Source organism: Vibrio taketomensis (assembly GCF_009938165.1).
GTDB lineage: Bacteria > Pseudomonadota > Gammaproteobacteria > Enterobacterales > Vibrionaceae > Vibrio > Vibrio taketomensis.
The window spans coordinates 1625522-1651912 of record NZ_AP019649.1 but is presented as its reverse complement, the minus strand read 5'-3'; the positions used below and the strand labels follow the sequence as shown (position 1 = coordinate 1651912).

20 protein-coding genes and 1 pseudogene are annotated in these 26391 nt (G+C 43.6%); 7 read left to right on the top strand and 14 right to left on the bottom strand.

The annotated features are described in order from the left end of the window. Window positions 1-18 precede the first annotated feature (18 nt). The 4 genes and pseudogenes from yfaE to ubiG form a co-directional block, all read right to left on the bottom strand. The gene (yfaE, locus tag Vt282_RS07570; protein WP_162046253.1) at window positions 19-297 is read right to left on the bottom strand and encodes a class I ribonucleotide reductase maintenance protein YfaE; all 279 of its coding nucleotides are present in this window, start codon (window positions 295-297) and stop codon (window positions 19-21) included. Continuing rightward, a pseudogene (gene nrdB, locus Vt282_RS07565) lies at window positions 297-1393 on the bottom strand (class Ia ribonucleoside-diphosphate reductase subunit beta). The gene yfaE and the pseudogene nrdB overlap by 1 nt, the downstream one beginning before the upstream one ends. Before the next feature lie 83 nt (window positions 1394-1476). Continuing rightward, window positions 1477-3759 carry a class 1a ribonucleoside-diphosphate reductase subunit alpha gene (gene nrdA, locus Vt282_RS07560; RefSeq protein ID WP_162063026.1) on the bottom strand — a complete coding sequence of 761 codons (2283 nt, stop codon included), beginning with the start codon at window positions 3757-3759 and terminating at the stop codon, window positions 1477-1479. A gap of 442 nt (window positions 3760-4201) precedes the next feature. Then, window positions 4202-4909, bottom strand: a complete 708-nt coding sequence (ubiG, locus tag Vt282_RS07555) for a bifunctional 2-polyprenyl-6-hydroxyphenol methylase/3-demethylubiquinol 3-O-methyltransferase UbiG (RefSeq protein WP_162063025.1) — start codon at window positions 4907-4909, stop codon at window positions 4202-4204. Between the two features lie 278 nt (window positions 4910-5187). Here ubiG and gyrA point away from each other — a divergent pair, with 278 nt between their 5' ends. The 6 genes from gyrA (at window position 5188) to Vt282_RS07525 (ending at window position 15505) form a co-directional block, all read left to right on the top strand. Then, the gene (gyrA, locus tag Vt282_RS07550) at window positions 5188-7908 is read left to right on the top strand and encodes a DNA topoisomerase (ATP-hydrolyzing) subunit A (protein WP_162063024.1); all 2721 of its coding nucleotides are present in this window, start codon (window positions 5188-5190) and stop codon (window positions 7906-7908) included. 171 nt (window positions 7909-8079) lie between these two features. Further along, window positions 8080-8709 carry a LysE family translocator gene (locus Vt282_RS07545; protein ID WP_162063023.1) on the top strand — a complete coding sequence of 210 codons (630 nt, stop codon included), beginning with the start codon at window positions 8080-8082 and terminating at the stop codon, window positions 8707-8709. Window positions 8710-8898: 189 nt separating this feature from the next. Continuing rightward, window positions 8899-10782, top strand: a complete 1884-nt coding sequence (locus tag Vt282_RS07540; RefSeq protein WP_162063022.1) for a methyl-accepting chemotaxis protein — start codon at window positions 8899-8901, stop codon at window positions 10780-10782. A gap of 221 nt (window positions 10783-11003) precedes the next feature. Then, entirely contained in the window at window positions 11004-12887 is a 1884-nt protein-coding gene (locus Vt282_RS07535) for a methyl-accepting chemotaxis protein (protein ID WP_162063705.1), read from the top strand. Between the two features lie 176 nt (window positions 12888-13063). Beyond that, window positions 13064-14605, top strand: coding sequence for a YjjI family glycine radical enzyme (locus tag Vt282_RS07530; RefSeq protein WP_162063021.1), 1542 nt, complete (start codon window positions 13064-13066; stop codon window positions 14603-14605). 21 nt (window positions 14606-14626) lie between these two features. Continuing rightward, window positions 14627-15505: a YjjW family glycine radical enzyme activase gene (locus Vt282_RS07525; protein ID WP_162063020.1), complete on the top strand. Its 879-nt coding sequence runs from the start codon at window positions 14627-14629 to the stop codon at window positions 15503-15505. A 1047-nt stretch (window positions 15506-16552) separates the two neighbouring features. Here the strand turns inward: Vt282_RS07525 and Vt282_RS07520 are convergent. The 10 genes from Vt282_RS07520 to Vt282_RS07475 form a co-directional block, all read right to left on the bottom strand. Beyond that, window positions 16553-16777, bottom strand: coding sequence for a hypothetical protein (locus Vt282_RS07520; RefSeq protein WP_162063704.1), 225 nt, complete (start codon window positions 16775-16777; stop codon window positions 16553-16555). 51 nt (window positions 16778-16828) lie between these two features. Next, window positions 16829-17038 carry a hypothetical protein gene (locus Vt282_RS07515; protein ID WP_162046263.1) on the bottom strand — a complete coding sequence of 70 codons (210 nt, stop codon included), beginning with the start codon at window positions 17036-17038 and terminating at the stop codon, window positions 16829-16831. 71 nt (window positions 17039-17109) lie between these two features. After that, window positions 17110-17319: a hypothetical protein gene (locus Vt282_RS07510; RefSeq protein WP_162063019.1), complete on the bottom strand. Its 210-nt coding sequence runs from the start codon at window positions 17317-17319 to the stop codon at window positions 17110-17112. A 69-nt stretch (window positions 17320-17388) separates the two neighbouring features. Continuing rightward, window positions 17389-17598: a hypothetical protein gene (locus tag Vt282_RS07505; RefSeq protein WP_162046263.1), complete on the bottom strand. Its 210-nt coding sequence runs from the start codon at window positions 17596-17598 to the stop codon at window positions 17389-17391. Between the two features lie 265 nt (window positions 17599-17863). After that, window positions 17864-18748 carry a LysR family transcriptional regulator gene (locus Vt282_RS07500; RefSeq protein ID WP_162063018.1) on the bottom strand — a complete coding sequence of 295 codons (885 nt, stop codon included), beginning with the start codon at window positions 18746-18748 and terminating at the stop codon, window positions 17864-17866. Window positions 18749-19173: 425 nt separating this feature from the next. Further along, entirely contained in the window at window positions 19174-20682 is a 1509-nt protein-coding gene (locus tag Vt282_RS07495; RefSeq protein ID WP_162063017.1) for a DUF3360 domain-containing protein, read from the bottom strand. Between the two features lie 481 nt (window positions 20683-21163). Next, on the bottom strand, window positions 21164-22075 hold the full coding sequence (locus Vt282_RS07490; protein ID WP_162063016.1) for a LysR family transcriptional regulator: 912 nt from the start codon (window positions 22073-22075) through the stop codon (window positions 21164-21166). Window positions 22076-22188: 113 nt separating this feature from the next. Continuing rightward, entirely contained in the window at window positions 22189-23292 is a 1104-nt protein-coding gene (locus tag Vt282_RS07485; RefSeq protein ID WP_162063015.1) for a phosphoribosylaminoimidazolesuccinocarboxamide synthase, read from the bottom strand. A gap of 231 nt (window positions 23293-23523) precedes the next feature. Beyond that, window positions 23524-23919: a SulA-like leucine-rich domain-containing protein gene (locus Vt282_RS07480; RefSeq protein ID WP_162046269.1), complete on the bottom strand. Its 396-nt coding sequence runs from the start codon at window positions 23917-23919 to the stop codon at window positions 23524-23526. 243 nt (window positions 23920-24162) lie between these two features. Then, window positions 24163-24873, bottom strand: a complete 711-nt coding sequence (locus Vt282_RS07475) for a glycerophosphodiester phosphodiesterase family protein (protein WP_162063014.1) — start codon at window positions 24871-24873, stop codon at window positions 24163-24165. Between the two features lie 544 nt (window positions 24874-25417). Between Vt282_RS07475 and Vt282_RS07470 the strand changes: the two genes are divergently transcribed. After that, window positions 25418-26383: a TAXI family TRAP transporter solute-binding subunit gene (locus Vt282_RS07470; protein ID WP_162046271.1), complete on the top strand. Its 966-nt coding sequence runs from the start codon at window positions 25418-25420 to the stop codon at window positions 26381-26383. Window positions 26384-26391 lie beyond the last annotated feature (8 nt).

Below are 26391 nucleotides of genomic sequence, written 5' to 3'. Positions count from 1 at the left end.
AGCTTTCTATTTGGCTGTTTAAGCACTTTTCTCTTTTAGCTTATAGACCAAGCCTTCGAGTTCGACGTCCGTTTTGGCTCGAGTAATACAAGGCAAAATCTCGTCAGCTTGAGTATAAGCCATGGCAAAACCAACGTACTCAACTTCACCTGACTTTAGCTTACAACGGCATGCGCCGCAGTGGCCGTCTCGGCAGTTGTATTCCACTTCCACACCTGCATTTTCTAGTGATTCTAAAAGCGTATTACTAGAGTTTGAGACGATAGTAGTAAGACCGTTGATTTTAACTCGTGCCATTAAAGTTCGAAGTCCTTAAAGTCATCTGCGTGCGCATCACTTTCAATCTGACCAACTAGGTAAGATGAAATCTCTGCTTCTTGTGGCGCTACTTGTACGTTATCTGAAGACAACCAAGCATTGATCCAAGGAATTGGGTTCGAAGTCGCACCAGGGTATGCCGCAGGTAGACCAACCGCCTGCATACGAACGTTAGTAATGTACTCAACGTATTGGCAAAGAATATCTTTGTTCAAACCAATCATCGAGCCATCTTTGAATAGGTATTCAGCCCACTCTTTTTCTTGTTCCGCAGCCGCTTTAAATAGGTCGAAACACTCTTGCTTACATTCTTCTGCCACTTGCATGAATGAGAAGTCATCTTGACCGTTACGCAGCAAGTTAATCATGTGCTGAGTACCAGTTAAATGCAGTGCTTCATCACGAGCGATTAGCTTGATGATTTTCGCGTTACCTTCCATCAGCTCGCGCTCGGCGAATGCAAATGAACATGCAAAACTCACGTAGAAACGAATTGCTTCTAGCGCGTTTACTGACATTAGACACACGTAAAGTTTTTTCTTCAGATCGTACAGGCTGATCTTAACTTCTTCGCCGCCAATCACATGCGTACCTTCACCAAGGCGATGGTAGTCATTGGTCATCTGAATTAAGTCATCGTAGTAGTGTGCAATGTCTTTCGCGCGCTTCAGAATGTGCTCGTTCTCTACGATATCATCAAACACAATACCCGGATCGTTGACGATGTTACGGATGATGTGCGTGTATGAGCGTGAGTGAATGGTCTCAGAGAATGACCAAGTCTCAATCCAAGTTTCAAGCTCTGGTAGCGATACAAGAGGAAGTAGGGCTACGTTCGGGCTACGACCTTGAATCGAATCCAATAGCGTTTGGTATTTTAGGTTCGAGATGAAAATATGCTTTTCGTGATCAGGAAGTTTGTTGTAATCAATGCGATCGCTTGATACGTCAACTTCTTCCGGACGCAGTTGTTTTCGATTAGTTGGTCGTAACGAGCAACGTTTACTGACTGACCAAGAAACATTGGTTCTTTAAGTTGGTCATTTTTATTTTGGTTAAAAGTACTGTAAGCCATGATGCCTCAATTCCTTTTAAGCCCCTTAATGTACAAGGGGCAAATATTCGTGAAAGATAAATATTGTCGACTAAAGACCTAACTTAGATCTTACAACCGCCGCCTGCACAATCGTCATCAGCAGGTTGTACTGCGTCTTTCTGATCGTCTTTCGCACCGTCGCGAGTGTTATGGTAGTAAAGTGTTTTCACACCATATTTATACGCGGTTAGCAGGTCTTGTAGCAGTTTCTTCATTGGCACTTTGCCGCTTTCAAAGCTGCTTGGGTCGTAGTTAGTGTTGGCTGAAATTGCTTGGTCAACGAACTTCTGCATAATGCCTACAAGGTGCAGGTAACCATCGTTTGAACCGATGTTCCATAGCAACTCATAATTGTCTTTTAGGTTTAGGAAATCAGGCACTACCTGTTTCAAAATACCGTCTTTAGACGCTTTTACTGACACGTAACCACGAGGTGGCTCGATACCGTTAGTCGCGTTAGAAATCTGAGAAGAGGTCTCAGATGGCATTAGCGCGGTTAGGGTAGAGTTACGTAGACCATGTTCCATGATTTCTTTACGTAGTTCATCCCAGTCGTAGTGCAGTGGCTCATCACACACTAGGTCGATATCTTTCTTGTAAGTATCGATAGGCATTAGGCCTTTTGCGTAGTTCGTTTCATGGAACAACGGACACTTACCTTGTTCTTTCGCCAGCTCAACTGAAGCCTTCAATAGGTAGTATTGAATCGCTTCAAAAGTACGGTGAGTCAGACCGTTTGCGCTGCCGTCAGAGTATTTCACGCCATTTTTAGCTAGGTAGTATGCGTAGTTAATCACGCCCACACCCAGAGTACGACGGTTCATGGTTGACTTGTATGCCGCTGGAAGCGGGTAGTCTTGGTAATCAAGCAGTGCATCAAGTGCACGAACCACAAGCTCAGATAGGTCTTTCAGGTCATCAAGCTCGTTAATTGCGCCAAGGTTAAATGCTGAAAGCGTACATAGCGCGATCTCACCCGAATCGTCTTCTACGTTAACCAATGGCTTGGTTGGCAGAGCAATTTCCAGACATAGGTTAGATTGACGAACTGGCGCAACTTCAGAGTCAAATGGACTGTGAGTGTTGCAGTGGTCTACGTTCTGGATGTAAATACGACCGGTAGAAGCGCGTTCTTGCATAAGTAGCGAGAACATCTCGATTGCTTTAACCGTTTCTTTCTTAACTGATGGATCGTTTTCGTACTTCACATACAGACGTTCGAACTCTGCTTGGTTCTCAAAGAACGCATCGTAAAGTCCTGGTACATCTGATGGTGAGAATAGCGTGATATTGCCGCCCTCAACCAGACGTTGGTACATCAGTTTGTTCAGCTGAACGCCGTAGTCCATATGACGAACACGGTTTTCTTCAACACCGCGGTTGTTCTTCAGTACCAATAGCGAACGAGCTTCACCATGCCACATTGGGTAGAACACAGTCGCTGCACCGCCACGAACACCGCCTTGAGAACAACACTTAACCGCTGTTTGGAAGTATTTGTAGAATGGAATACAACCTGTGTGGAATGCTTCACCGCCACGGATCTCAGAACCCAGCGCACGAATACGGCCTGCGTTGATACCAATACCCGCACGTTGAGAAACGTAACGCACGATTGAGCTTGCCGTTGCGTTGATAGAATCTAGGCTGTCACCACATTCGATCAGTACGCACGAGCTGAACTGACGAGTAGGGGTACGCACACCAGACATGATCGGTGTCGGTAGAGAAATCTGGAACGTTGACGTCGCATCATAGAAACGTTTGATGTAATCAAGACGCGTCTCTTTCGGGTATTTTGCGAATAGACACGCTGAAACAAGAATGTATAGGAACTGCGCGCTTTCGTAGATCTCACCCGAAACACGGTTTTGCACGAAGTATTTACCTTCCAGCTGTTTTACCGCTGCGTATGAGAAATCCAGATCACGATCGTGCTGAATGTAAGCATCAAGCTCATCAAGTTCAGCCTTGGTGTAATCTTCAAGAATATGTTGGTCGTACTTACCCATCTCAACGAGGCGAGAAACGTGGTCGTATAGTGCTGGTGGCTCATACTGACCATAGGCCTTTTTACGTAGATGGAATACCGACAAGCGCGCTGCAAGATATTGATAATCTGGTGTTTCTTCAGATATCAAGTCTGCTGCAGACTTAATGATAGTCTCATGAATGTCGGATGTAGTAATGCCGTCGTAGAACTGAATGTGAGCTCTTAGTTCTACTTGTGATACCGAAACGTTATCAAGACCTTCAGCCGCCCAAGTAATAACGCGGTGAAGTTTTTCTAGGTCAATGGTCTCTTTTCGGCCATCACGCTTGGTGACAGTGAGTTGTTGTTTCATTCTGCTTCATTTCCTAACAAAACTGATAAAAGCCGTATTTTGTGAAATTGTTGTAAATTATTATTGCGGCTTTATGATCAAAATCTATCTATTTAATTTTAGCTCAAACACAAGATATAGGGTAATCTTGCGTTCGGGTTACAAGATAGTGCTATTGGGGCGGATTATCAAGTTGAAGATCGTGTTCCTGTGGATAACTAGTAAATAAAAAATTCGTAAGTAGACACTAACTCATCGAATTAGGCGTGATAAGCCTGAAGAAGATTAGTGGTTTTGATTCGGTTTTGTTAACCACAACGAAAAAAAATATCTTGATCTTAGACAAAAAGTCAGTTGTTTTTGAGGGCTAATTTATGGGATCAAACGCGCGGAAATCATGCAATAAAGCTAAAAATAGGCGGAGAAAGTGCGCTCCGCCCAATTTGGTTATCTTGTGTACAAACTAGAATTTTCGAGTGTGGACGATGTAGTTTACATCAACGTTACGTCCAAGTTTGTAGCTGTCTGTTAACGGATTGTAATGCAGGCCAGTAATACCATATTCAACAAGATCAGTTTGATCGATCATTTTGATCATTTCCGAAGGGCGGATAAATTTATCATGGTCGTGCGTGCCTTCAGGAACGATTTTCAATAGCTTCTCCGCACCTACAATTGCGAATAGGTATGACTTAATATTGCGGTTCAATGTTGAGAAGAACACATGACCGCCAGGTTTGACTAATTCAGCGCATGATTTAATCACTGACAGTGGGTCAGGAACGTGCTCAAGCATTTCCATACAAGTAACCACATCATAATGTCCTGCGTTTTGCGCAGCGTGGTCTTCAATAGTGCTTTGGATGTAAGTCAGTTTAGTGCCTGTTTCGAGTGCGTGTAGGCGAGCAACTTCCAGTGGTTCTTTACCCATATCCAATCCAGTGACGACAGCGCCTTCTTTAGCCATACTTTCGGCCAAGATACCGCCACCACAACCCACATCGAGTACGGTTTTGCCAAATAGTCCTTCACAATTATCTAGGACATAGTTGAGTCTTAGCGGATTAATTTGGTGTAAAGGCTTAAATTCACCCTCTAAATCCCACCAACGTGAAGCCATATCTTCAAACTTTTTGATCTCTAATGGATCTACATTTTGTGTTTTTGTCATAATTTGGGTTACTAAATTGGCCGACTTTAATCGCTATTATAGCGGTAAATCAGTTTTGACCAAAGAGATGGCTGTTTTTATCTAAATTGTATAAAAAGCAACCATTAATCAGCATGCTATGCAAGGAGTGTGCAAATAGTCGTCAGTTGAATCACAACCGACCTCACAACCTGATAAAAGGAGAGGGAAAGTGATGCCTACAGGGCTATTTGTGTGTTATATTTTTGCACCTTACACGTATCGTATTTACGATCAGATAATAGAGGGATAATGGCTCTATGAGCGATTTAGCTAAAGAGATCACGCCCGTAAACATTGAAGATGAGCTTCGAGGTTCATACCTAGACTACGCGATGTCAGTTATCGTGGGTCGTGCTCTTCCAGATGTGCGTGATGGCCTAAAACCAGTACACCGCCGCGTTCTATTCGCGATGAATGTACTAGGCAATGATTGGAATAAACCGTATAAAAAATCTGCCCGTGTTGTTGGCGACGTAATCGGTAAATATCACCCACATGGTGACAGTGCTGTATACGACACTATCGTTCGTATGGCTCAGCCGTTCTCGCTACGTTACATGCTAGTTGACGGTCAAGGTAACTTTGGTTCTATCGATGGTGACTCAGCTGCGGCAATGCGTTACACCGAAGTTCGTATGGCGAAAATCGCCCACGAGCTATTGGCTGATCTAGACAAAGAGACTGTTGACTACGTACCTAACTATGATGGTACGGAACAAATTCCTGCAGTTCTGCCAACTAAAATTCCAAACCTACTGGTAAACGGTTCTTCAGGTATCGCAGTTGGTATGGCGACCAACATTCCACCTCACAACCTAGGTGAAGTTATTGATGGCTGTTTGGCATACATCAATAATGAAGCGATCACCATCGATGAGTTGATGGAATACATTCCTGGTCCTGATTTCCCAACTGCTGCTTTGATTAGCGGTCGTAAAGGCATTGTAGACGCGTACAAAACTGGTCGCGGTAAGATCTACATGCGTTCTAAAGCGGAAATCGAAGTAGAGAAGAATGGTAAAGAAACCATTATCGTTACTGAAATCCCTTACCAGGTGAACAAAGCTCGTCTAATCGAGAAGATTGCTGAGCTAGTTAAAGATAAGAAAGTTGAAGGCATCAGTGCGCTACGTGACGAATCTGATAAAGATGGTATGCGTATCGTTATTGAATGTAAGCGTGATGCAGTAGGCGAAGTGGTTCTAAACAACCTTTACGCTCAAACTCAGCTTCAAACGACTTTCGGCATCAACATGGTTGCACTAGACAATGGTCAGCCAAAACTCTTTAACCTAAAAGAGATGTTGAAGTGCTTCGTTAACCACCGTCGTGAAGTGGTAACACGTCGTACTATCTACGAATTACGTAAAGCTCGTGAACGTGCGCATATCCTTGAAGGTTTGGCACTAGCACTAGCGAATATTGATGAAATCATCGATCTTGTTCGTAACGCACCAACACCTGCTGAAGCAAAAGCAGGCCTAATCGCACGCGGTTGGGATCTTGGTAACGTAGCAGCAATGCTAGAACGTGCTGGTACTGATGCAGCTCGCCCAGAGTGGCTTGAGCCTCAATTTGGTATCCGTGACGGTCAGTACTACCTAACCGAACAACAAGCACAAGCAATTCTAGACCTACGCCTACACAAGCTAACTGGTCTAGAACACGAGAAGATCCTTGACGAATACAAAGGTCTACTAGAAGAAATCGCAGAGCTAATGCACATTCTTGCAAGCTCAGAGCGTTTGATGGAAGTGATTCGTGAAGAGCTAGAAGCGGTTCGTGATGGCTTCGGTGATGCACGTCGTACAGAAATCACGACTGCTAGCCACGATATCGACTTAGAAGAACTGATCGCACGTGAAGACGTGGTAGTGACTCTATCTCATGAAGGTTACGTTAAGTACCAAATCCTAAGCGACTATGAAGCTCAGCGTCGTGGTGGTAAAGGTAAGAGCGCAACTCGCATGAAGGAAGAAGATTACATCGAGCGTCTACTGGTTGCGAACACGCATGACAACATTCTATGTTTCTCAACGCGTGGTAAGACTTACCGTCTGAAAGTTTACCAATTGCCACATGCGACTCGTACTGCACGTGGTAAGCCGATCGTTAACATTCTTCCACTGGAAGAGGGTGAGCGCATCACAGCGATTCTACCAGTAGATGAATTCTCTGCTGATAAGTACATCTTCATGGCGACTGGTGACGGTACCGTTAAGAAGACGTCACTTGATCAATTTGCGAACGTACGTTCAAACGGTCTGATTGCGGTTAACCTACGTGATGATGATTCGCTAATTGGCGTTGATATCACGAACGGTGATAGCGAAATTATGCTGTTCTCGAAAGCGGGTAAAGTAGTTCGCTTTAAAGAAGCAGAAGAAATCGCAGTAATCGATGAAAACGGCAACCCAGTTCTTGATGAAAATGGCCAGCCAGAAATCAAGTTCAAAGGTGTTCGTCCAATGGGTCGTACAGCGGCAGGTGTGCGCGGTATGAAACTGGCAGACGGCGACCAAGTGGTTTCGTTGATTGTTCCAAACAATGATGGCGATATCTTAACTGTGACTCAAAACGGTTTTGGTAAGCGTACTGAATTGGCACAATACCCAACGAAAGGCCGTGGCACACAAGGCGTAGTATCAATCAAAGTCTCTGAACGTAACGGTAGCGTAGTCGGTGCTGTTCAAGTTGAAGAAGGCGATGAAATGATGATGATCACTGACGCAGGTACGCTAGTTCGTACTCGTGTTGCTGAAGTTAGCCAAGTTGGCCGTAACACTCAAGGTGTAACGCTAATTCGTACTGCAGCTGATGAGTCAGTGGTAGGTCTACAACGTATCGACGAAGTAGAAGAAGTAGAATTACCAGAAGGTGAAGAAGGCGAAGCGATTGCAGAAGACGCAGCGCAAGCAACGGCACCAGAAAGCAACGACAACGTTGCGGATGATTCTTCAGAAGACACTGCTGAATAGTAGATATAATCTAGAATTAAAAACCGAGCCTAGTGCTCGGTTTTTTTATCTCTATTGCACCTAAATGACGTGCTAGCCTAGACATGTTGGTTGGAATTTGTTCAATTGTTAGTTCATAGGATTGGCATGGATGCCATGAGTCAACACACTCAATATTAAGGACTGATTAATATGTCGCTAGAAACTTGGATTCTTTATTTTGTTGCTATCTTCATTCTAACTGCTTCCCCAGGTCCAAGCTCACTGCTTTGTATGACGAAAGCAGTGACACAAGGCTTTAGAGTGGGGTTGTATACCGCGCTTGGCAGTTTAAGCGCGATTACCATCATCTTAACCCTTTCATTTACGGGCTTAGGTCTGATCATTGCGTCGTCAGAACTCGTGTTCAATATCGTCAAATATATTGGTGCCGCGTATTTGGTTTATCTTGGCCTTCGAGCGATTATTTCTCAGCATCAAGATTATCAATTACATCACGGACAAACTGACCAAGGATTGTCACCGATAAAGCATTTCGTTTCAGGATTTATTGTCGGCAGTAGCAACCCTAAAGCCATTTTGTTTTTCACCGCATTATTCCCCCAATTTATTAGCCCAGAACATTCGTTTTTAGCTCAATACTTAATTTTCACGTCGACATTTGTTGTGATGGAATTTTCTTGGTTAGCGATATACGCCTATTTAGGCGCAAAGTCTTCGTCTTGGTTGTTCGCTAAAGGACGTGCAAAACTGTTTAATCGTATCACGGGTGGTGTCTTTATTGGTGCTGGTGGAATTTTATCAACAGCAACAAAAGCTTAGAATATTCGCTTAATAAATAAATTGACATCGTCAATTATTTGACGAAATATCGAGTAATAATCGAATGATATTAAAATCATTCCTAATGAGTGGTGGGATATTTATAAAATAACCCAAATGTACGTGCATTAGGTTATTTATAGAGCTACTATCCGCGCACCGATTATTGTGTTGCGACAAACCATCTCAATGAACTTTTCACTAAAACAAAAATTAATCGCTGCTTGTTTGTTGGCCGTTATGCTAATGGCAAGCACACTAACTTGGCTTTCTGCTGATCAACTCTACCAACAAACTCGCAATGGCATGTCAGCTCGTGCTGAAAGCCTTGCAAATACGGCGGCAAGCGGCATCTCGGACTGGGTGACCATTCGTGAAGATATCGCTCATGCTGTTAACCCATATATGCAAGAGGCAGATGTTGTCCCTTATCTCGTTCAAGCGCGAACCGCTGGCGGCTTTGATGACATCTTTTTTGGCACGCCTGACGGTGATATGTATCGCTCTCGCCCTGAGCGTAACCGTGCTGATTACGACCCTCGTACTCGTCCTTGGTACCAAGATGCGATGCGTGCGGGTAAACAAATCATCACACCTGCTTACAAAGATGCTATTACTGGTTCGTTATTGGTGACTATCGCTGAGCCTGTACGTCACAACGGCAATATTGTCGGTGTGGTGGGTGCGGACGTATTGATTGACCAACTCATAGCAGACGTTATCAGTCTTGATGCTGGCACCAACGCTTATGCGATGCTGATTGATTTGGATGTTGGTACATTCTTGGCTCATCCGAACGAAAGCTTGTTACTTAAACCGGTTACGATGCTTGCGCCTGAGTTGACACAACGTCGAATCGAAGCACTAGCGCGCCAATCAAGTATTGAATCGGTTGAACGCCAAGGTGCTGAGAAGCTCTATTTCTTCAAAGAAATTCCAAATACTCATTGGATGTTTGCGATTGAAATGGATCGCAGTACAGAGCAAGCGGCACATCGTGAATTATTGAGTGAACTGATCATCACAGCAGCTATTATTACGCTGATTGTCGCCATCGCCGTAAGTTGGTTAGTGAGCTTCTTGTTTAAAGATCTACTGCGTGTTTCAAAAGCGATGGATGAAATCGCTTCAGGTGAAGCGGATCTCACACAACGGTTAGTGCCAAGCAGCAATGACGAGGTAGGTCACTTAGCCAATAGCTTCAATACCTTTGTTGGCAACATGCACCAATTGGTAACGAAATTAAGCGCGATTTCTTCGTCTCTGAACGAACAAGCGAATGTGACGGCGAACCAAGCGAGTGATCGCAGCGCGCGTATTCGTGAGCAACAAGATGAAATCAATATGGTTGCAACAGCGATTAATGAAATGGCAGCAGCAACCCAAGAGATCGCGGGTAATGCTGATAACACCGCAAATTACTCTGGCGAAGCGGTGAGCGTGTGTGTACACGGCAGCCAACAAGTTGTTCAAACCCAATCTTCGATCCAGAATCTGGCTCGTGAAGTCGAAGTTGCAACGCAAGTTATTCAAGAACTTGAAGCGCACGGCCATAGTATCAACACCATTCTATCGACAATTCAAGGCATTGCAGAGCAAACCAACTTGTTGGCTCTGAATGCGGCGATTGAGGCAGCGCGCGCAGGCGAGCAAGGCCGTGGTTTTGCAGTGGTAGCGGACGAAGTGCGAGTGCTTAGTCAGCGTACTCATTCTTCAACTCAAGAAATTCAACAAATGATTGAAACGCTGCAAGCTACCACGCTTAAAGCGGTCGGCATCATGGGAGATAGCCGCCAGTTAGCAGAAACGAGCGTGATCGATTCTGACTCTGCGGCGGTAAGCCTAACGCAAATTCAGTCGGCAGTTGAAGCAATTAGCGATATGGCGACACAAATAGCGTCTGCGGCAGAAGAACAAGCTTCTGTGACGGCAGAAATTACGCGTAATACTGTTGGTATTCGTGATGTGTCGCAGGACTTAGCGGACGAAGCCAACGAAGCGGCACATCAAGCAGCTCAGCTTTCAACACTGTCTTTTGAGCTGGAAAGTGAAATTAAGCGCTTTAAACTTTAGATAACAAAATAATCAAATAGCCCGGGCATTTGCTCGGGCTTTTATTAAAATTGTTATTCAACACAAATAAATCGTCGAAAATGGCAAAGGCATGTAGGAAAATAGAATCTGAGTGAATTTTAAGCAATTCTCGCGACAAAAATAATTTGGGAGGAGATTTAGGGGAGGTTTAAATGGTGATTAAAATTTATTCTAATAAAAGCAGGCCCTGACGTATGGAAATAAATCTATCACTCAAAAATAAATTGATTGGTGCATGCATATTAGCGGTAACGTTAATGGCAAGTGCGCTTACTTGGCTTTCTGCAGACCAACTTTATCAACAGACACGTAATGGCATGTATGGGCGCGCAGAAAGTCTCGCAAACACTGCCGTCACCGGTATTTCTGATTGGATTACTGTACGCAGTGATATCGCTTCCGCGTTTAATTCTTTTAGTTCTGAACCTAATGTGGTGCCTTATTTACAACAAGCGCGTTTGGCGGCTGGCTTTGATGATATTTTCTTTGGTACGCCTCAAGGTGAAATGCTGCGTTCACTGCCAGAACGAAACCGCTCAGGCTACGATCCGCGCACACGCCCTTGGTATAAAGATGCGGTAACCGCAGGCAAACAAATTATTACGAAAGCTTACGTAGGAGCCAGCACAGGTAAGTTAATGGTGACGATTAGCGAACCTTTGTATAAGAATAATCAATTGCTTGGTGTTGTAGGCGCAGACGTGTTATTGGATGTGCTAGTAAAAGACGTAATCAGTTTAGAAGCTGGTGAAAACGCCTACACAATGTTAGTGGATAAGCAAGACGGTACCTTTTTAGCTCACCCTTCACCCGACTTGCTGCTGAAACCAATTACTGAACTCGCACCCCAACTCACCATGAGTACGATTAATAATCTTGAACAAAATGGACTGATTGAAATCGTTGAAATTAATGGTGTTGAAAAGCTGTTTTACTTTAAGAACGTACCAAACACCAATTGGTTGTTTGCGATCGAAATGGACAGAGCAACTGAGCAAGCAGGGCATAGTACTCTACTAGCGGAGTTGGTTATTACGGCGTTGATTATTACGGTATTCGTTGGCGTTGTTCTTTCGTGGTTGGTCAGTTTGCTGTTTAAAGACCTTGCTCGTGTAGCAAAAGCGCTGGATGAAATTGCTTCCGGTGAAGCTGATTTGACTCAGCGTCTTGTCCCACGCAGTAACGATGAAGTGGGTCAACTGGCAACCAGCTTTAACACTTTCGTTGGTAACATGCATCAATTAGTGACCAAGTTGAGTGCTATTTCATCCTCGTTGAATGAGCAAGCGAATGTGACAGCGAATCAAGCGGGCGAGCGAAGCGCGCGAATTCGTGTTCAGCAAGATGAGATCAATATGGTTGCCACCGCAATCAACGAAATGGCAGCAGCCACACAAGAGATCGCAGGTAATGCGGAAAATACTGCACAACAATCTTCACAAGCTGTCGAAGTCAGTGTTCATGGTGGTCAGCAAGTCGTTCAGACCCAATCGTCAATTCAGAATCTTGCGCGTGAAGTGGATGTAGCGACGGCGGTCATTCAAGAACTGGAAGAGCACGGACACACAATCAACACGATTTTGTCGACCATTCAGGGAATTGCAGAGCAAACCAACTTACTAGCACTTAACGCGGCGATTGAAGCTGCGCGTGCTGGTGAGCAAGGACGTGGCTTTGCGGTTGTTGCGGATGAAGTTCGTGTGCTTAGCCAGCGAACCCATTCTTCGACGCAAGAAATCCAACAAATGATTGAGACACTGCAAGCGACGACCAAAAAAGCAGTGACCATTATGGGCAACAGTCATGAGTTGGCAGAGACCAGTGTGGTTGACTCTAATGACGCGGCAGTTAGCTTAACGCAGATTCAATCAGCCGTTGAAGCAATCAGTGACATGGCGACTCAAATCGCATCTGCAGCGGAAGAGCAAGCCTCAGTAACTGCAGAGATCACGCGTAACACAGTCGGTATCCGCGACGTATCGCAAAGTTTGGCGGAGGAAGCGACGGAAGCAGCGCGCCAAGCAGAGCAACTGTCGAGTTTATCATTTGAATTAGAAAGCGAAATTAGGCGATTTAAACTGTAGTTAGAGAATCTCAGTGTGCTTTAAGCCCAGCGTATCTGGGCTTTTTTGTTTCTTTTGTTTAGCAAGTGAGCGAATAACGACTAATTTCCAAAATGGAAAAGTGTCATTAACCTAATTTCAATTGAGGACATATAAAAGGCGCAATAAAATCCCTGAAAATACTAAGGAATACTCACATGTCCCATACTCCAGATTCATTCCAACAACGCGTACGTGAAATCATCACGGATGCAAACCTAAACCCAAAACAAAAAAACCAATTCCTAGCATCAACGGCTGAATCAAGCCAACCATACATGGCAGTGTCAGTGGATGTGGAAAAGGCAATGGAAGAGGGTATTTTATGTGACATGTTTGAAGGTAACGCGCCATTCAAACCTCGCTACGTGCTACCAGACTACGCTAAATTCCTTAAGCAAGGCTCTAAGTACCTTGAGCTTGAACCGGCACAAGATTTTGATGATGCGCTAAACCTACTGACGATCATCTACCATCACGTACCGTCAGTGACCAATATTCCTGTTTACCTAGGTCAACTTGATGATGTGCTGATGCCATATGTGGGCGACCTATCTGAGCAACAAATTTACGCGAAAATGAAGCGTTTCTGGATCATGCTCGACCGCACACTGCCAGACGCGTTTATGCACGTAAACATCGGCCCGCAAGATAACATTATCTGTCGTACGATTTTAAAAGTTGATGCCGAGCTTAAGCAAATCGCACCAAACTTGACCTTTATGTACGATCCAGCGGTAACACCGGATGATCTACTACTACAAGCAACCACGAATATTTGTGAATGCAGCAAGCCACACATTGCAAACTACCCAATGCACGCACAAAGCTACGGTGATAAAAAATTTGGTATCGTGAGCTGTTACAACTCGCTACCTTTGGCAGGTGGTGCGAACACGCTAGTGCGCATGAACCTAAAAGAAGCGGCAAACAAAGCACAAAGTGCAGAAGACTTCCTGACGAACGTTCTACCACAATACAGTGCGATTATGATTGAACTGATTGATGCACGTAGCCGCTTCCTACATGAAGAATCGAACTTCTTTAAAGGCTTCCTAACTGAAGAAGGTCTAATTGATGAAGCACGCTTTGCACCAATGTTCGGCATCTACGGTATGGCTGAAGCGGTAAATGTTCTACTTGCAAAAGAAGGCAAGCAAGCGCAATACGGCCACGCGGTAGAAGCGAACGAACTGGGTCACGCTATTTCAGCGAAATTGGCTGAAATCGTAGAAAGTTCAGAGGTGAAGTACGGTTTAGAAGGTCGTTCACTGCTTCATGCTCAAGGTGGTATCAATATTGATGAAACTACGACTCCAGGCGTACGTATTCCTTACGGTACTGAACCAGATCCAGTGACTTACGTGCAAGCAACTGCAGGTCACCACAAGTACTACACATCGGGTATTAGTGACATTCTAACTATTGATGAGACGGTGAAATCAAACCCTGAAGCGATGTTCAACCTATGTAAAGGCGCGCTAGCAATGGGCTACCGTGAATTTACCGCTAACGTTGCGTCAAACGATCTTGTTCGCGTAACCGGTTACATGGTTAAACTATCGGACATCGCAAAGTTTGCTGAAGAAGGTTCACGTACTAACACGACGTTCCTAGGTGCGGATGCTGCAGAATTCACTGGCATTCTAAATCGCGCACCGCGCGTAGTGAGCATGGAAATGCAACCTACCTATAAATAATCGCACTGATACGTGGTAACAATGACGTTAGTTTCTGAAAAGCAGGCGATTGTTAACCGCATTCTGAATTTTTCATGTGTTGACGGACCAGGCAATCGCCTGGTCATTTTTCTTCAAGGCTGTAATTTCAAATGCATTAACTGCCATAACCCTTATACCATCAACCATTGTGATCACTGTGGTGATTGCGTAGCAGGGTGTCCAACGCAAGCTCTGAGCATAAATGACCATTATAAAGTGGTGTGGGATGAGAATCTTTGTACTCACTGCGATCAGTGTTTGGATGTCTGCCCAAGTAGCTCGAGCCCTAAAGTAAAGCACTATACGGTGAGTGACGTGCTGGCTCTTATCCGCAAACAGCATTTCTTTTTGAGCGGGATTACCATCTCTGGTGGTGAAGCGACGATGCAACTGCCGTTTATCGTTGAGCTATTTAAAGCGATTAAAGCGGATCAAGAACTATGTCATTTAACCTGTTTTATCGACAGTAATGGCTATCTGCCGGAAACAGGTTGGCAACGTGTGTTGCCTTACCTTGATGGCGCAATGATCGACCTAAAATCATGGCAAAATGAAACCCATCAATGGTTGGTAGGGCGAGATAATCACCGCGTGATTCAATCGATTCGCACGCTAGCCTCTGCAAGCAAGTTACATGAATTAAGACTGCTGCATATTCCAGGTAAAAGTGATTTGGACCAAGAGGTTGATGTCATTGCGGCATTGATTAACTCACTACCAAGCGACGTGAAAATTCGTCTTAACGCTTTTCAGCATCATGGGGTAGTAGGTGAGGCTTTACTCTGGGAGAAATGTTCGAAACAGCAGATGGACGCGTTTCATCAGATGTTGCAGGTGAGAGTTTCTAATTTGATTGTTTTGCCGAGTGTTTATATTTAATTGTTTGTCTTGATGTCCCGCTTAGGACTCTGCTGTTCCATTTAGCTTAGTGGAAGCGGGCCAATTACTCTTTGACTTGGCTAGTTATTATAAATGGAGTAATCAGAAAGCGCTTTTGTTTCTCTAGCGGCCAACTTACATTTTCGTTCTACTCAGATCTACTATCAGTCCGTTATTTGATATCATTTGAAAACTAAATCTCTGGTAGTAGGAATATGATGGTATTCGATCCTGAGTTAGAGCGTTTTGCCGAACGTTGCATAAGAGCTGTCGGACTTGGCCCAACGTTTAGGCTCGTTGTAATGCATGGTAATGACTTCGACTCTGCTAGTTATACAACACGTACCTTAGAGCCGTTAGCTAGGGAACTGGGCTTTGTCTGTAAAGTTGTCGACTTGTCCCAGTTAACGTGTAAGCGATTGGGTGAGCATGAAATTAACAGCATAGAGCACTTGCTGAGAGAGTGCGGTAACGAGCAACGACCATTGTTAATCATTAGAAACACCGAACACCTTCTTGACCAGTATCTAACACCTTTCCACACTAAGCTTCGCGGACTTCTTGATTTTTTCGATACAACAGCCGTAATTTTCTTCTCCAGTAAACAGCAAAGTATAGATGTACTATTTAAGGATAGTTCTATGCCTTTCTACTGTAGTGCCGAAATAATTAGCTTAGCCGTTTGAAACTGCATGTTTAATTAAGATTAACTTGTTAGCCAGAAAAGGGGCACGGGCTTTTCAGAAGAGAACAAAAGCTAGATATTGTAAGAAAGGCCGCCACCTGTTTCGCGAAGAACCTAAAGTAGATTGCTATGACTTCATACTCAACGCTTGCTGTGCTTCAGTGTTGCCCGCGTGATTAAGCGTTTAGGGTTTCTCGAAGTCAGGTAGATTTAAGAGTCATTAAAGCGAATGACAGTTTAGCGTTGAATGAGAGAGCAGATGGAGGTAATGGAGTAAAATGCAGGGCTAGTGAAATAAACAGTCGTAATTCAATTGGGACACTTTCTAGCGTGAAAGCGAGCTCATCCATGAGCGCTGCGAATTACTTAACGGTTTGAGTCGCTTCAAGCATTTGCTCAGCGCTCATACCAGTAGTGATATGACCGGTTGCGACACCTTGTACGGCTTGCTCAGTAGAAAGACCCGCCGCTGTTGCTTGTTGAATCAAGTCGCCATTTAAGCCGTTGTTAGACGCTGCGCCGCCAGCTGCGAAAGCAGAAACAGAGAATACTGATAGAGCGATGATGAGTGCATTTTCATAATTGATACCTTTGTTGGTTGTGACTTTTATTGAGATTATTTTGCGTGTGCAGTTTGATTAGCGCACCGTGTTAAGCATCTGTTCAGCGGTCATACCTTCACTAATATGGCCGGTTGCGACACCTTGTACGGCTTGCTCAGTAGAAAGACCCGCCGCTGTTGCTTGTTGAATCAAGTCACCATTTAAGCCGTTGTTAGACGCTGCGCCGCCAGCTGCGAAAGCAGAAACAGAGAATACAGATAGAGCGATGATGAGTGCGTTTTTCATAATTGATACCTTTTTTTGTTGTGACTTTTATTGAGATATTGGATTGAGATTATTCAACGTGTGCCGTTTGATTAGCGCACCGTGTTAAGCATCTGTTCAGCGGTCATACCTTCACTAATATGGCCGGTTGCGACACCTTGTGTGGCTTGCTCGGTAGAAAGACCTGCCGCTGTTGCTTGTTGAATCAAGTCACCATTTAAGCCGTTGTTAGACGCTGCGCCGCCAGCTGCGAAAGCAGAAACAGAGAATACAGATAGAGCGATGATGAGGTGCGTTTTCATAATTGATACCTTTTTGTTGTGACTTTTATTGAGATATTGGATTGAGATTATTCAGCGTGTGCCGTTTGATTAGCGCACCGTGTTAAGCATCTGCTCAGCGGTCATACCTTCACTAATATGGCCGGTTGCGACACCTTGTACGGCTTGCTCGGTAGAAAGACCTGCCGCTGTTGCTTGTTGAATCAAGTCACCATTTAAGCCGTTGTTAGACGCTGCGCCGCCAGCTGCGAAAGCAGAAACAGAGAATACTGATAGAGCGATGATGAGTGCGTTTTTCATAATTGATTTACCTTGTTGTTTGATTGTTTTAGCGGGTTTCCCCTCTCGACAGGAATGATATTACCGAGATATAGATCACATGTAGAGGAAAGCTAGGGTTTCCATTTTGGAAAGTTATGTGATTTGCGTCGAATTAATGCGATGGGTGAATAATTTATTTTGGTGGAAGCTTTGTAACACGGACGATAACAAGCAATAGGCCCCGAACGATCAGGGCCTATTAATAAAGAAAAATAACCAATTAAGTGAATAAATTGGCGTTGACTTATTCAGTTTGTTGGTTGAGTACGCGGTGGCAGGTGTTGTATAGCCATTCTTTTTGAGGATCGTTTTGTTTGGCTCTGTGGTAGCTCATAACGCACTTAACGCGTATATCTGATAATTTAGGTAGAGCAATACCACGGCAGTTATCAGGGATCAGGCGTGACATCGTAAAAGAGTAATGATCGGAATTTCGCACAATATTTTCGATCGCGAGTGTATTTTCGACTTCCACGGTCGGCGTGACTCGGTAACCAATTGCGGCGAGACGTTCTAACATCGGATAACGAACGTCATTCCAACCTGGGTTGCGGGTGATCACAAACGGATAGTGAGTTAACTCTTCAAGCGTATGTGCGGGATGATCATTACGCACATAAAACGTTGGGGAAACTTCACAGATGGATTTTTGTAATATGACTTGCGGTAGAGTTTCATCATAAGTGTTGAATAAAACGGAATTTTCACCTTCGACCAAACGTGAGCGAGCCTCTAAACTCCATTGGCGCATTGAGATTTTCGCTAACGGCGCATCTTTACGTAGGGCAAGGTAGAGTTTATCGCCAAAGTTATCCCAAAACAGGGCGTGCCCATAAAGGATGATTTCTTGCTTTAAGGTTTGCGGCGAAAATTCGGTATGTTGAATGGAGTCAAAGGTCGCCAATATATGCTCAAGGTGGGCAAGGTTGGTATCCATAAAGGTGGTAGGCTCAAAACCATGCCGACCTTGGATAAACAGAGGATCTTCAAAGTGCAACTTAAGCTTTGATAAAATCTTACTGATCGCACTGGACGTTTTTCCTAACGCATCTGCAACGAGTTTAACGTTACGTAGTTCATACATTTTGACCAAAACATAAATGCTTTGAATATCGAGGTTTTGTCCCATAAGCCGCTCACGATGATCTCCATAATAGAAATATAGAGAATGAGAAGCGGCTAACTCAATGGAAATTCAGTGAGTTAATGTGAGATGCGCCGCAAAAGGTAGGTAATGTGAAGGTTTGTATTCATTCACACACCGCAACATTGCAGCGAGTGAGAGGCTTTAGTCTTTGTGCCAGTAACTATAAAGCTGGCAATCTCTTCACTGCAAAGCACTCGTCGTCATATTGCTTCAATTAATAATCGATAACTTAAAGCACCTAAAGGGTGACTAAGCATTCAAAATGCCATCTAAATAGGAACCATAGGCTATCAGCGCAATTGCAGACTAATAATATATGAATCAGTAAATGATCGAACAAAGATTGAGACAAAAACGGTTTAGTACCATCGCACTAAACCGTTCTATTCGTCTTAAAAAGTGTCTAACTAACGGAAACTTGGGATAATTGCAGGTAGTCCAGGAAGAAGACCAACTAACGCCATCACACTTGTGAGCACAATAAACATAATGCCGGGTAGCACCCAACGGTTCATTTTACTCAGTTCACCGCTGCGTTCTTTACAGCCGACTAAGCCTAAGTTGTCTAATAGCATGGTGAGAGACCAACCAAATGCTGGGTTAACCAACGCGGAAGAAAAGACAACAATCGCTGCCGATTGGGTGGTTTTCCCTTCACGCGTCATCTCCATACCCGCCTCGAGCAATGGAACAAATACACCAACAATTAGCGCAACACAGAGTACAGGTTGCCAAATCGCTAAATCCATTGGATAACCCCAGATAGCGGCAATGATACAGAACAGCGCCGTTAACAAAGCGCCGGCAGGAATAGGGCGTTTAGCAATAGCGGCAGGCACAATATAAGTACCCCATGACGAGGTGAAATTTGCGCCGCCAAGCAGAGAACCGAACGTTTGACGAATAGAAGCTGTCGTCATGGTGTCGTCAATGTTCATGTGTACTTTTTCAGTGCGTTTTGGATAGCTGATTTTCTGGAACACTTGATGACCTAAAAAATCCGGTGACCACATCGCTACGGCCAAAATAGCAAACGGCAATACCACCATAAAATGTTCAAATGTGGGTAAGCCTAGCATCCAGCCTGTGTTTTCACCCCACCAATACATAGGGTTCATATTAGGCAGACCTGGCTCGGTTTGAAAAGAAAACGGAGCGCCCATAGCAAACGCTAAACTACCACCTAATAAACAACTAAGAGGCACGGCTAACCAACGTTTACGGAAATGCTCCAATAATGCATATAATATAATGGTGCAAAAAATCACAACAAATGCGATATGACTCATGCCAATTCCTTCAGCCCAAGCGAAGAGTTTCTTAACTTGAGAAACCGTGCCAACAAAGCCAAGGTAGAGCAACAGACCGCCACACACACCTTTACTGGTGAGATTTGCCAATATACTGCCACCTTTACTGATGGCTAAGATTAAACCAAAAGCACCGATCATCAACCCCAGAGCCATAGGGTGTCCGCCTGCCGCAACGACGATTGGAATTAAAGGGATCAGCGGGCCATGTGTGCCTGCAAGGTTAGCAGTAGGTAGTAGAAAACCAGAGAAAAGAATAATGAAAACTGAAGCGATGAGTAATTCATAACGAACGTTTTCTAAAATAAAACCTTCATTTAGGCCGAAAGCGGCCGCAAAGGTTGCAGCAATTGCGCCTACCATAACCACTTTACCAATGGTTCCCGCCATTGCAGGGATTGTGTCTTCTAGTTCAAATCGATAATCTTTGAATGGCAAATTAGGACGCCAGCGTTTAGGCGCCATGATTTGTAATTCATGCTCGAGATACTGTTCTCGGGAACCAAACTCCGATCTTGGCTTATGCTGCTGTTCATAAGAGGGTTCGTCTTGGTTAGCTTGAGGCTTATTTGTTCGTATATCTACGGACTCTAAAGTGCTACTCATTTTGATTCCTTTCGCTCACACATCTGAAATGTGTATTTCAACAAACGTAATTTTTCTCAGCTCGAAGACTGCGCGGAGTATGTGTTTATATATCCTCTTCGGCAAAGAACGCGATTAATGTTTTTATATGAGTGTCGTTATTATTATTTGTAGTTGAAGGTTGGTAGTCATAATTATCAATAAGTTTCTATTATTTTAATGTTAAAACGCATTGATAAATAAAAGCTACAGACCAACCATTTACTAAAATTCCTTATGGGTTTCAGTTGTGAATACCTTACCAAAGGAAAAAACAAACAGGATTAGGCGGTTAGACATTAGTCGTAGAGTGAAGCGACCAGTATGATAAGTGGCATAAAACAGCTATCAGTTTATTCGGTAGGTCATTAATTTTATAAGCAATAAATACGGTTTAAAAATGATAAACCGGTGCGCTGTATTTACAAGAGTAACAATATTAGTCATGAAATAGCTTTATTAGCTATTTTCCAACAATTAATGAATGCAACCATTGCAGAGCAGGATCGTTCAGGCTTGCTTGATTCCAAACTAGACTATACGCGACTTTGCCATATTCGAATGGCAGTGGTTTTTGTACCAAACCTTGTGCTTGATATGCTTGGTTCGCCCACATTTTTGAGCAAGTGAGTAAGTAAGTCGACTGATGACACATCACGGCGGCTGAACCAAAATCTGATACCGAGATTGCCACTTTACGCTCACCATATTGTTGCTTTAAGTTTTGCTCAAAGAAGGGTTCCGACAAGTCTTTATCGTGAATGCCAATATGTTGGTAGGTGAGATAAGCATCGACAGTCAATAGTTCATTGATTAATGGATGGTTTGGGCTCATTAAACACACCATTTCATCACTTAATATTTGCTGCCAAACGAGCTCATGGCTTTTAGTTGGCGGTTGACTGATGTCATGTGGTAACAGCATGAAATCGACTTGCCCACGAATTAGCGCATCAAAACTCATCTGCTCTTTCGCGTAGACTTTGATTTGGTTCGCTGAGGGGAGTTGTTGGCAAATCTGGCTGAGCTTACCAGCGAATAGCTCAAAGGTGCTCTCACGCATGGAGAGAGAAATTGATCCATTAAATGTCTCTGGCTTGAAATCGCCATGGTGCAAAATACCGTTCATACTGGCGAGAATTTTGTGGATTTGCGGTGCAATACTGAGTGCGAATGGCGTAGGGACAAGCTGCGACCCATCACGATAGAAGAGTTCATCGTTTAATTGTGCTCGAAGCTGGCTAAGGATCTTACTGACACTCGAAGCCGTTACACATAAGGTGTTTGCTGTTTGTGTCACGCTATTGCTGCTAAGCATGACGTGTAACACCGTTAGATGTTTTAGGCTAATTCGAGAAAGGGCAAGAAAATCCATAGTGAAAGTCAGTCATTGCAATCATGGCAGCGATAGTATCGTTAAAGAGCAAACTTCACTATAAAAAAACGCCCTAAAAAGGGCGCTTTGCAATGTTACGTATTAAACCGTCGCTAGTCGATAAGACCATATTGTGAGCCAAGAATATCAATGATTTCTTGTTTTGGATTTGCGCTCAGTACGATTGGGCGACCAGTCACTTTTTCCGCAATAGCCGTGTAAGTTTTCGATACACCCATAAGCGCTTCTAGTGGCAGCTCATTGTCACGCGCAAGTGCTGCACGTTCAGGCATGCGATCCTTATTGAGTAGAATGTCTGGGTCAGGGAAGAAGTTAAGTAAGAACTGACGAAAATCTTCTTTTGAGTTCTCAACAATTTCACCTTGCTCATACGCCGCTTTATCCCAAATGCGAGATGAATCAGGCGTGCCCACTTCGTCCATGTAGATCAGTTTTTCATTGCCCGCAGCGTCGTTAACATAGCCAAACTCGAACTTTGTATCGACGAAGATTTGATCAACAGCGGCTAATGCATCACTGATAACTTTGAAGCCTTGTTTCAACAGCTTTTCATATTCAGCGATATCCGCGACGGATGAGAAGTTAAAGGCCGCGAAGTTGTCTTCAATGTTCTTGCGAGTAATATTCACATCATCAGCTTCAGGCACACCAGGAATACCCGTTAAGATACCTTTAGTTGATGGTGTCATTAGTAGTTCAGGTAAGACTTTGTCTTTTTCTAGACCTTCAGGCAGTTCGATGCCACAGAATTCACGTTCCCCTTTACTGTATGCACGCCACATTGAGCCAGTGATGTACTTACGGCAAATCGCTTCGATCTTAATTGGTTTCGCTTTTTGTACGATCCACACGAGTGGGTGAGGGATGTCCAGAATATGGCTATCAGCTAAGCCGTTTTGTTTGAATAGTTCAAACCAATGATTAGAAATGGCATTGAGTGCTGCGCCTTTACCCGGTACACCTTTTAGACCACCTTCACCACGCCAAATACAATCGAAAGCAGAAATACGATCGCTGATCACCATAATCGCCAACGGCGCATCAGGTGCAACATCATAACCTTTTTCCTTGATTAAACGTTGGCTGTCTTCTTCTGTCAGCCAGTAGACTGAGCGTACCTTACCACTGTGAACAGGCTTGTTGGTGCGAATTGGAAGATCGTCGTTAACGGCGAGGACTTGATCTGCGAGGCTCATGAAACATTCCTATCGTTTAGATGAGTTGAATACTACGTTTGCAAAGCATCATACCAGAAAAGAAAATAGCCGCCAGATAAAAAGCAAACGTTTGCGTAAAAAGTTTTTCTGATGCCGAACAATGAAAAGAAGCGACATTAGCTCAATACATTTTGGTTGAGTAATCGCAAAAAAAGAAAGCCCCAACGCAAGGTTGGGGCAAAGACAGTGCTGGATTTTGTTGATCTTAACTTAGTGGAACTTGTGTGCTCTGCCTTCAACAAAAAAGACTTCACAGCCATGACGTAATGCAAGTTGTAATAGTAGTGATTGATTAACGCTATCAATTTGCGATGAAGCAACCACCGCACTTGCGTTTCCAGATTGAATGGCTTTAATCACGATTTGAACCTCACTTTGAGAGTGAGATGGTTTTAGCTGAATGATTTTTTGGCAGCTAACGTTAGAGGCTGCAAATTGCGAGTAATCAGGGCGAGGGCATTCAGCGGTAAAGAAAATCCATTGCTGCTGCATAGACAGTCCGGCAAGACGGTTCATCACAGAGTCATCAATATTCATTGGTTGAGTTGGTTGCGCCAAAACATTGTACTTAGAGATAGTGCGACTTTGAGTATGTGAATGAATCATGGTAACTGTCCTTATATACATGCTGTATGTGTATACAGTAGTTGTTTTGTTCCTTATGGTCAATAGCTTTTGTGTGATATTTGAACGATTAAATTTAAGTATTTCGTGATATCTAAGCTATCTAATTGAAATGGTAGAATTTATTTTCATGTGCCAAATAAAAAAGCCGATGCAAAATTTTGATTCGCATCGGCTTTCAAGCTTGTACAGTACTGTATGTACTGTATGTACTGTATAAATGAATTAGTTTAAAAATCGTTCAGGGTAGTCACTGAAGATGGCATTAAGGTTATTCAAGTGTTTTAACTTGTTTGGATTGTTTACCGTAAAACACCACACTTGATAGCCCGCCGCTTGCAGTTTGGCGACTTGTTGTTTGTTTGTTTTGTTGGCATTGAGGTTACAAGCAACCGCGTTGATTTCTGCAAGTAATTGCCAATCTTGATTTGAGAGCTTTTCACTTAAGACGGCAATTGGGTAGCCGAGGTTAGCTGAGTAAACTGCGCGTAGAGTGGCATGATCGAAGCTTGAAATAAGAATACGTTGGGTAGGTAAATTGAATTTTGTGAGTGTGTTTTGCAGGGCACTGACGGCATCTTGGTAGTTGTTGGTATCAATCTTGACCTCAATATTCAATCCAATATCAAGCGGAGCAATTAAGGTTAATAGTTGCTCTAAGGTCAGTATCGGTTGAAAGTTGAATTCAGGTGCGAACCATCCACCAAAGTCAAATTGTTGCAGCTCCTCAAGGGTATAGCTATCAACACGACCAAAGCCATTGCTGCAGCGATCAATCGTGTGATCGTGACAGACGACTAACTGATTGTCTTTGGTCGGTTGTACATCCACTTCAATCCACTTCAATCCAAGGTCGATGGCCGCTTGGATACTGACAAGGGTGTTTTCTGGATAACGACCAGCAACACCGCGATGACCAACAATAGTTAATGCCATGTAATTACTCTCTCAATTTATCCGACGCCAAATATGTGTGGAAATCCCGCACCTTGAAGTCGTTTGGTATAGCCAATTCACTCCATTTTAATCTTGTTGTGAGAACGAATAAATGAAAAAACCGTGTGTTTGTACACGTTTGTTCTCATTAGATGAGTAATATAAAAATTCTGCCACTAATTTTCATAACATCAGTTAAAACATCAGGTTAGCGTGATGTTTGTTCGAAAATCTCGCTAGTATTTTTAAGTGAATTTTGTATGCATTCTTGCTAGGTGAGAATTGAATGGTTTTGCTCTCTATTCGATGTTTAATTCATGTGTTAATTTTTTGTACTTTGAGGTATCTAAGATGATGCAAAAAGCAAAACATTTTTTAGATAAAGCAGACGTTGCTATAACGCGTTTAACGGTGTCTACCTCGAATTATTATCCGAAATACTGATTAATACTGGATTTATATTGTTTTAATTCTGCGGAAATGACCTATTTTCTACTTTTTGTCTTGCAGGGTGAAACAATGATGTTTGAAAAGGAATTTTTAGATGAAAGGATTAACCTTTGTATCAGCTTGCGCTATTGCTTTGGGTGGCGTCTCACTAAGTGAGAATGTAAATGCTTCTGAGCAGTTTGTGACTATCGGAACTGGTGGTCAGACTGGCGTTTACTATGTGGCTGGTCAATCAATCTGTCGCTTTGTTAACCGTGCAGGTGCTGACATCAAATGTAATGCACCAGCCAGTGGTGGCGGTGTGGCAAACGTAAACGGTCTGCGTAGCGGTGAGTATAATTTCGGTATCATGCAATCGGATCACCAATACAAAGCACTGAATGGCGTCGCTCCTTTCCAAAACAGTGGCGATATGGATAACATTCGTTCAGTGTTCTCACTTCAGAGCGAAGTTTTTACTATCCTTGCTCGCAAAGATGCAAATGCAACGCAACTTGATGAGCTAAAAGGCAAACGCGTAAACATTGGTAACCCAGGTTCAGGCCAACGTGATACGTTTGAGCAAATCATGAAAGAGAAAGGTTGGGAGCCATCAGTATTTAGCCTTGTCTCTGATCTTAAACCTGCAGAGCAAGCTTCTGCGATGAGTGATAACAACATTGACGCAATGAGCTACTTTGTTGGTCACCCAAATGGTGCAATTCAAGAAGCTTCAACCACAACTGATGCGGTATTAGTTGCGGTTACAGGCCCTGAAATTGATAAACTTCTCGCCGATAAAGCTTACTTTACCAAAGCGGTAATTCCTGGCGGTATGTACCGTGGCAACCCTGATGATGTCCCGTCAATTGGTGGTAAAGCTGTACTTTCTACAACCGCTGAAACTGATCCTGAGTTGGTATACCAGCTAGTGAAGTCAGTATTTGACAATCTGGATCGTTTCAAACGTCTACATCCTGCATTCAATCATTTATCTGAAGAAGAGATGATGCAAGCAGGTCTATCAGCACCACTACACGAAGGTGCGGTTCGTTACTACAAAGAACGCGGCTGGATGTAATACATCTA

Excerpts from the sequence above, each read along its gene's own strand:
- Vt282_RS07490 (WP_162063016.1), bottom strand. The coding sequence starts at position 22,075 with ATGGATTTTCTTGCCCTTTCTCGAATTAGCCTAAAACATCTAACGGTG.
- Vt282_RS07525 (WP_162063020.1), top strand. The coding sequence starts at position 14,627 with ATGACGTTAGTTTCTGAAAAGCAGGCGATTGTTAACCGCATTCTGAAT.
- Vt282_RS07505 (WP_162046263.1), bottom strand. The coding sequence starts at position 17,598 with ATGAAAAACGCACTCATCATCGCTCTATCAGTATTCTCTGTTTCTGCT.
- Vt282_RS07500 (WP_162063018.1), bottom strand. The coding sequence starts at position 18,748 with ATGGGACAAAACCTCGATATTCAAAGCATTTATGTTTTGGTCAAAATG.
- Vt282_RS07545 (WP_162063023.1), top strand. The coding sequence starts at position 8,080 with ATGTCGCTAGAAACTTGGATTCTTTATTTTGTTGCTATCTTCATTCTA.
- ubiG (WP_162063025.1), bottom strand. The coding sequence starts at position 4,909 with ATGACAAAAACACAAAATGTAGATCCATTAGAGATCAAAAAGTTTGAA.
- Vt282_RS07480 (WP_162046269.1), bottom strand. The coding sequence starts at position 23,919 with ATGATTCATTCACATACTCAAAGTCGCACTATCTCTAAGTACAATGTT.
- Vt282_RS07475 (WP_162063014.1), bottom strand. The coding sequence starts at position 24,873 with ATGGCATTAACTATTGTTGGTCATCGCGGTGTTGCTGGTCGTTATCCA.
- Vt282_RS07470 (WP_162046271.1), top strand. The coding sequence starts at position 25,418 with ATGAAAGGATTAACCTTTGTATCAGCTTGCGCTATTGCTTTGGGTGGC.
- Vt282_RS07540 (WP_162063022.1), top strand. The coding sequence starts at position 8,899 with ATGAACTTTTCACTAAAACAAAAATTAATCGCTGCTTGTTTGTTGGCC.
- nrdA (WP_162063026.1), bottom strand. The coding sequence starts at position 3,759 with ATGAAACAACAACTCACTGTCACCAAGCGTGATGGCCGAAAAGAGACC.
- gyrA (WP_162063024.1), top strand. The coding sequence starts at position 5,188 with ATGAGCGATTTAGCTAAAGAGATCACGCCCGTAAACATTGAAGATGAG.
- yfaE (WP_162046253.1), bottom strand. The coding sequence starts at position 297 with ATGGCACGAGTTAAAATCAACGGTCTTACTACTATCGTCTCAAACTCT.
- Vt282_RS07530 (WP_162063021.1), top strand. The coding sequence starts at position 13,064 with ATGTCCCATACTCCAGATTCATTCCAACAACGCGTACGTGAAATCATC.
- Vt282_RS07485 (WP_162063015.1), bottom strand. The coding sequence starts at position 23,292 with ATGAGCCTCGCAGATCAAGTCCTCGCCGTTAACGACGATCTTCCAATT.
- Vt282_RS07510 (WP_162063019.1), bottom strand. The coding sequence starts at position 17,319 with ATGAAAACGCACCTCATCATCGCTCTATCTGTATTCTCTGTTTCTGCT.
- Vt282_RS07515 (WP_162046263.1), bottom strand. The coding sequence starts at position 17,038 with ATGAAAAACGCACTCATCATCGCTCTATCTGTATTCTCTGTTTCTGCT.
- Vt282_RS07495 (WP_162063017.1), bottom strand. The coding sequence starts at position 20,682 with ATGAGTAGCACTTTAGAGTCCGTAGATATACGAACAAATAAGCCTCAA.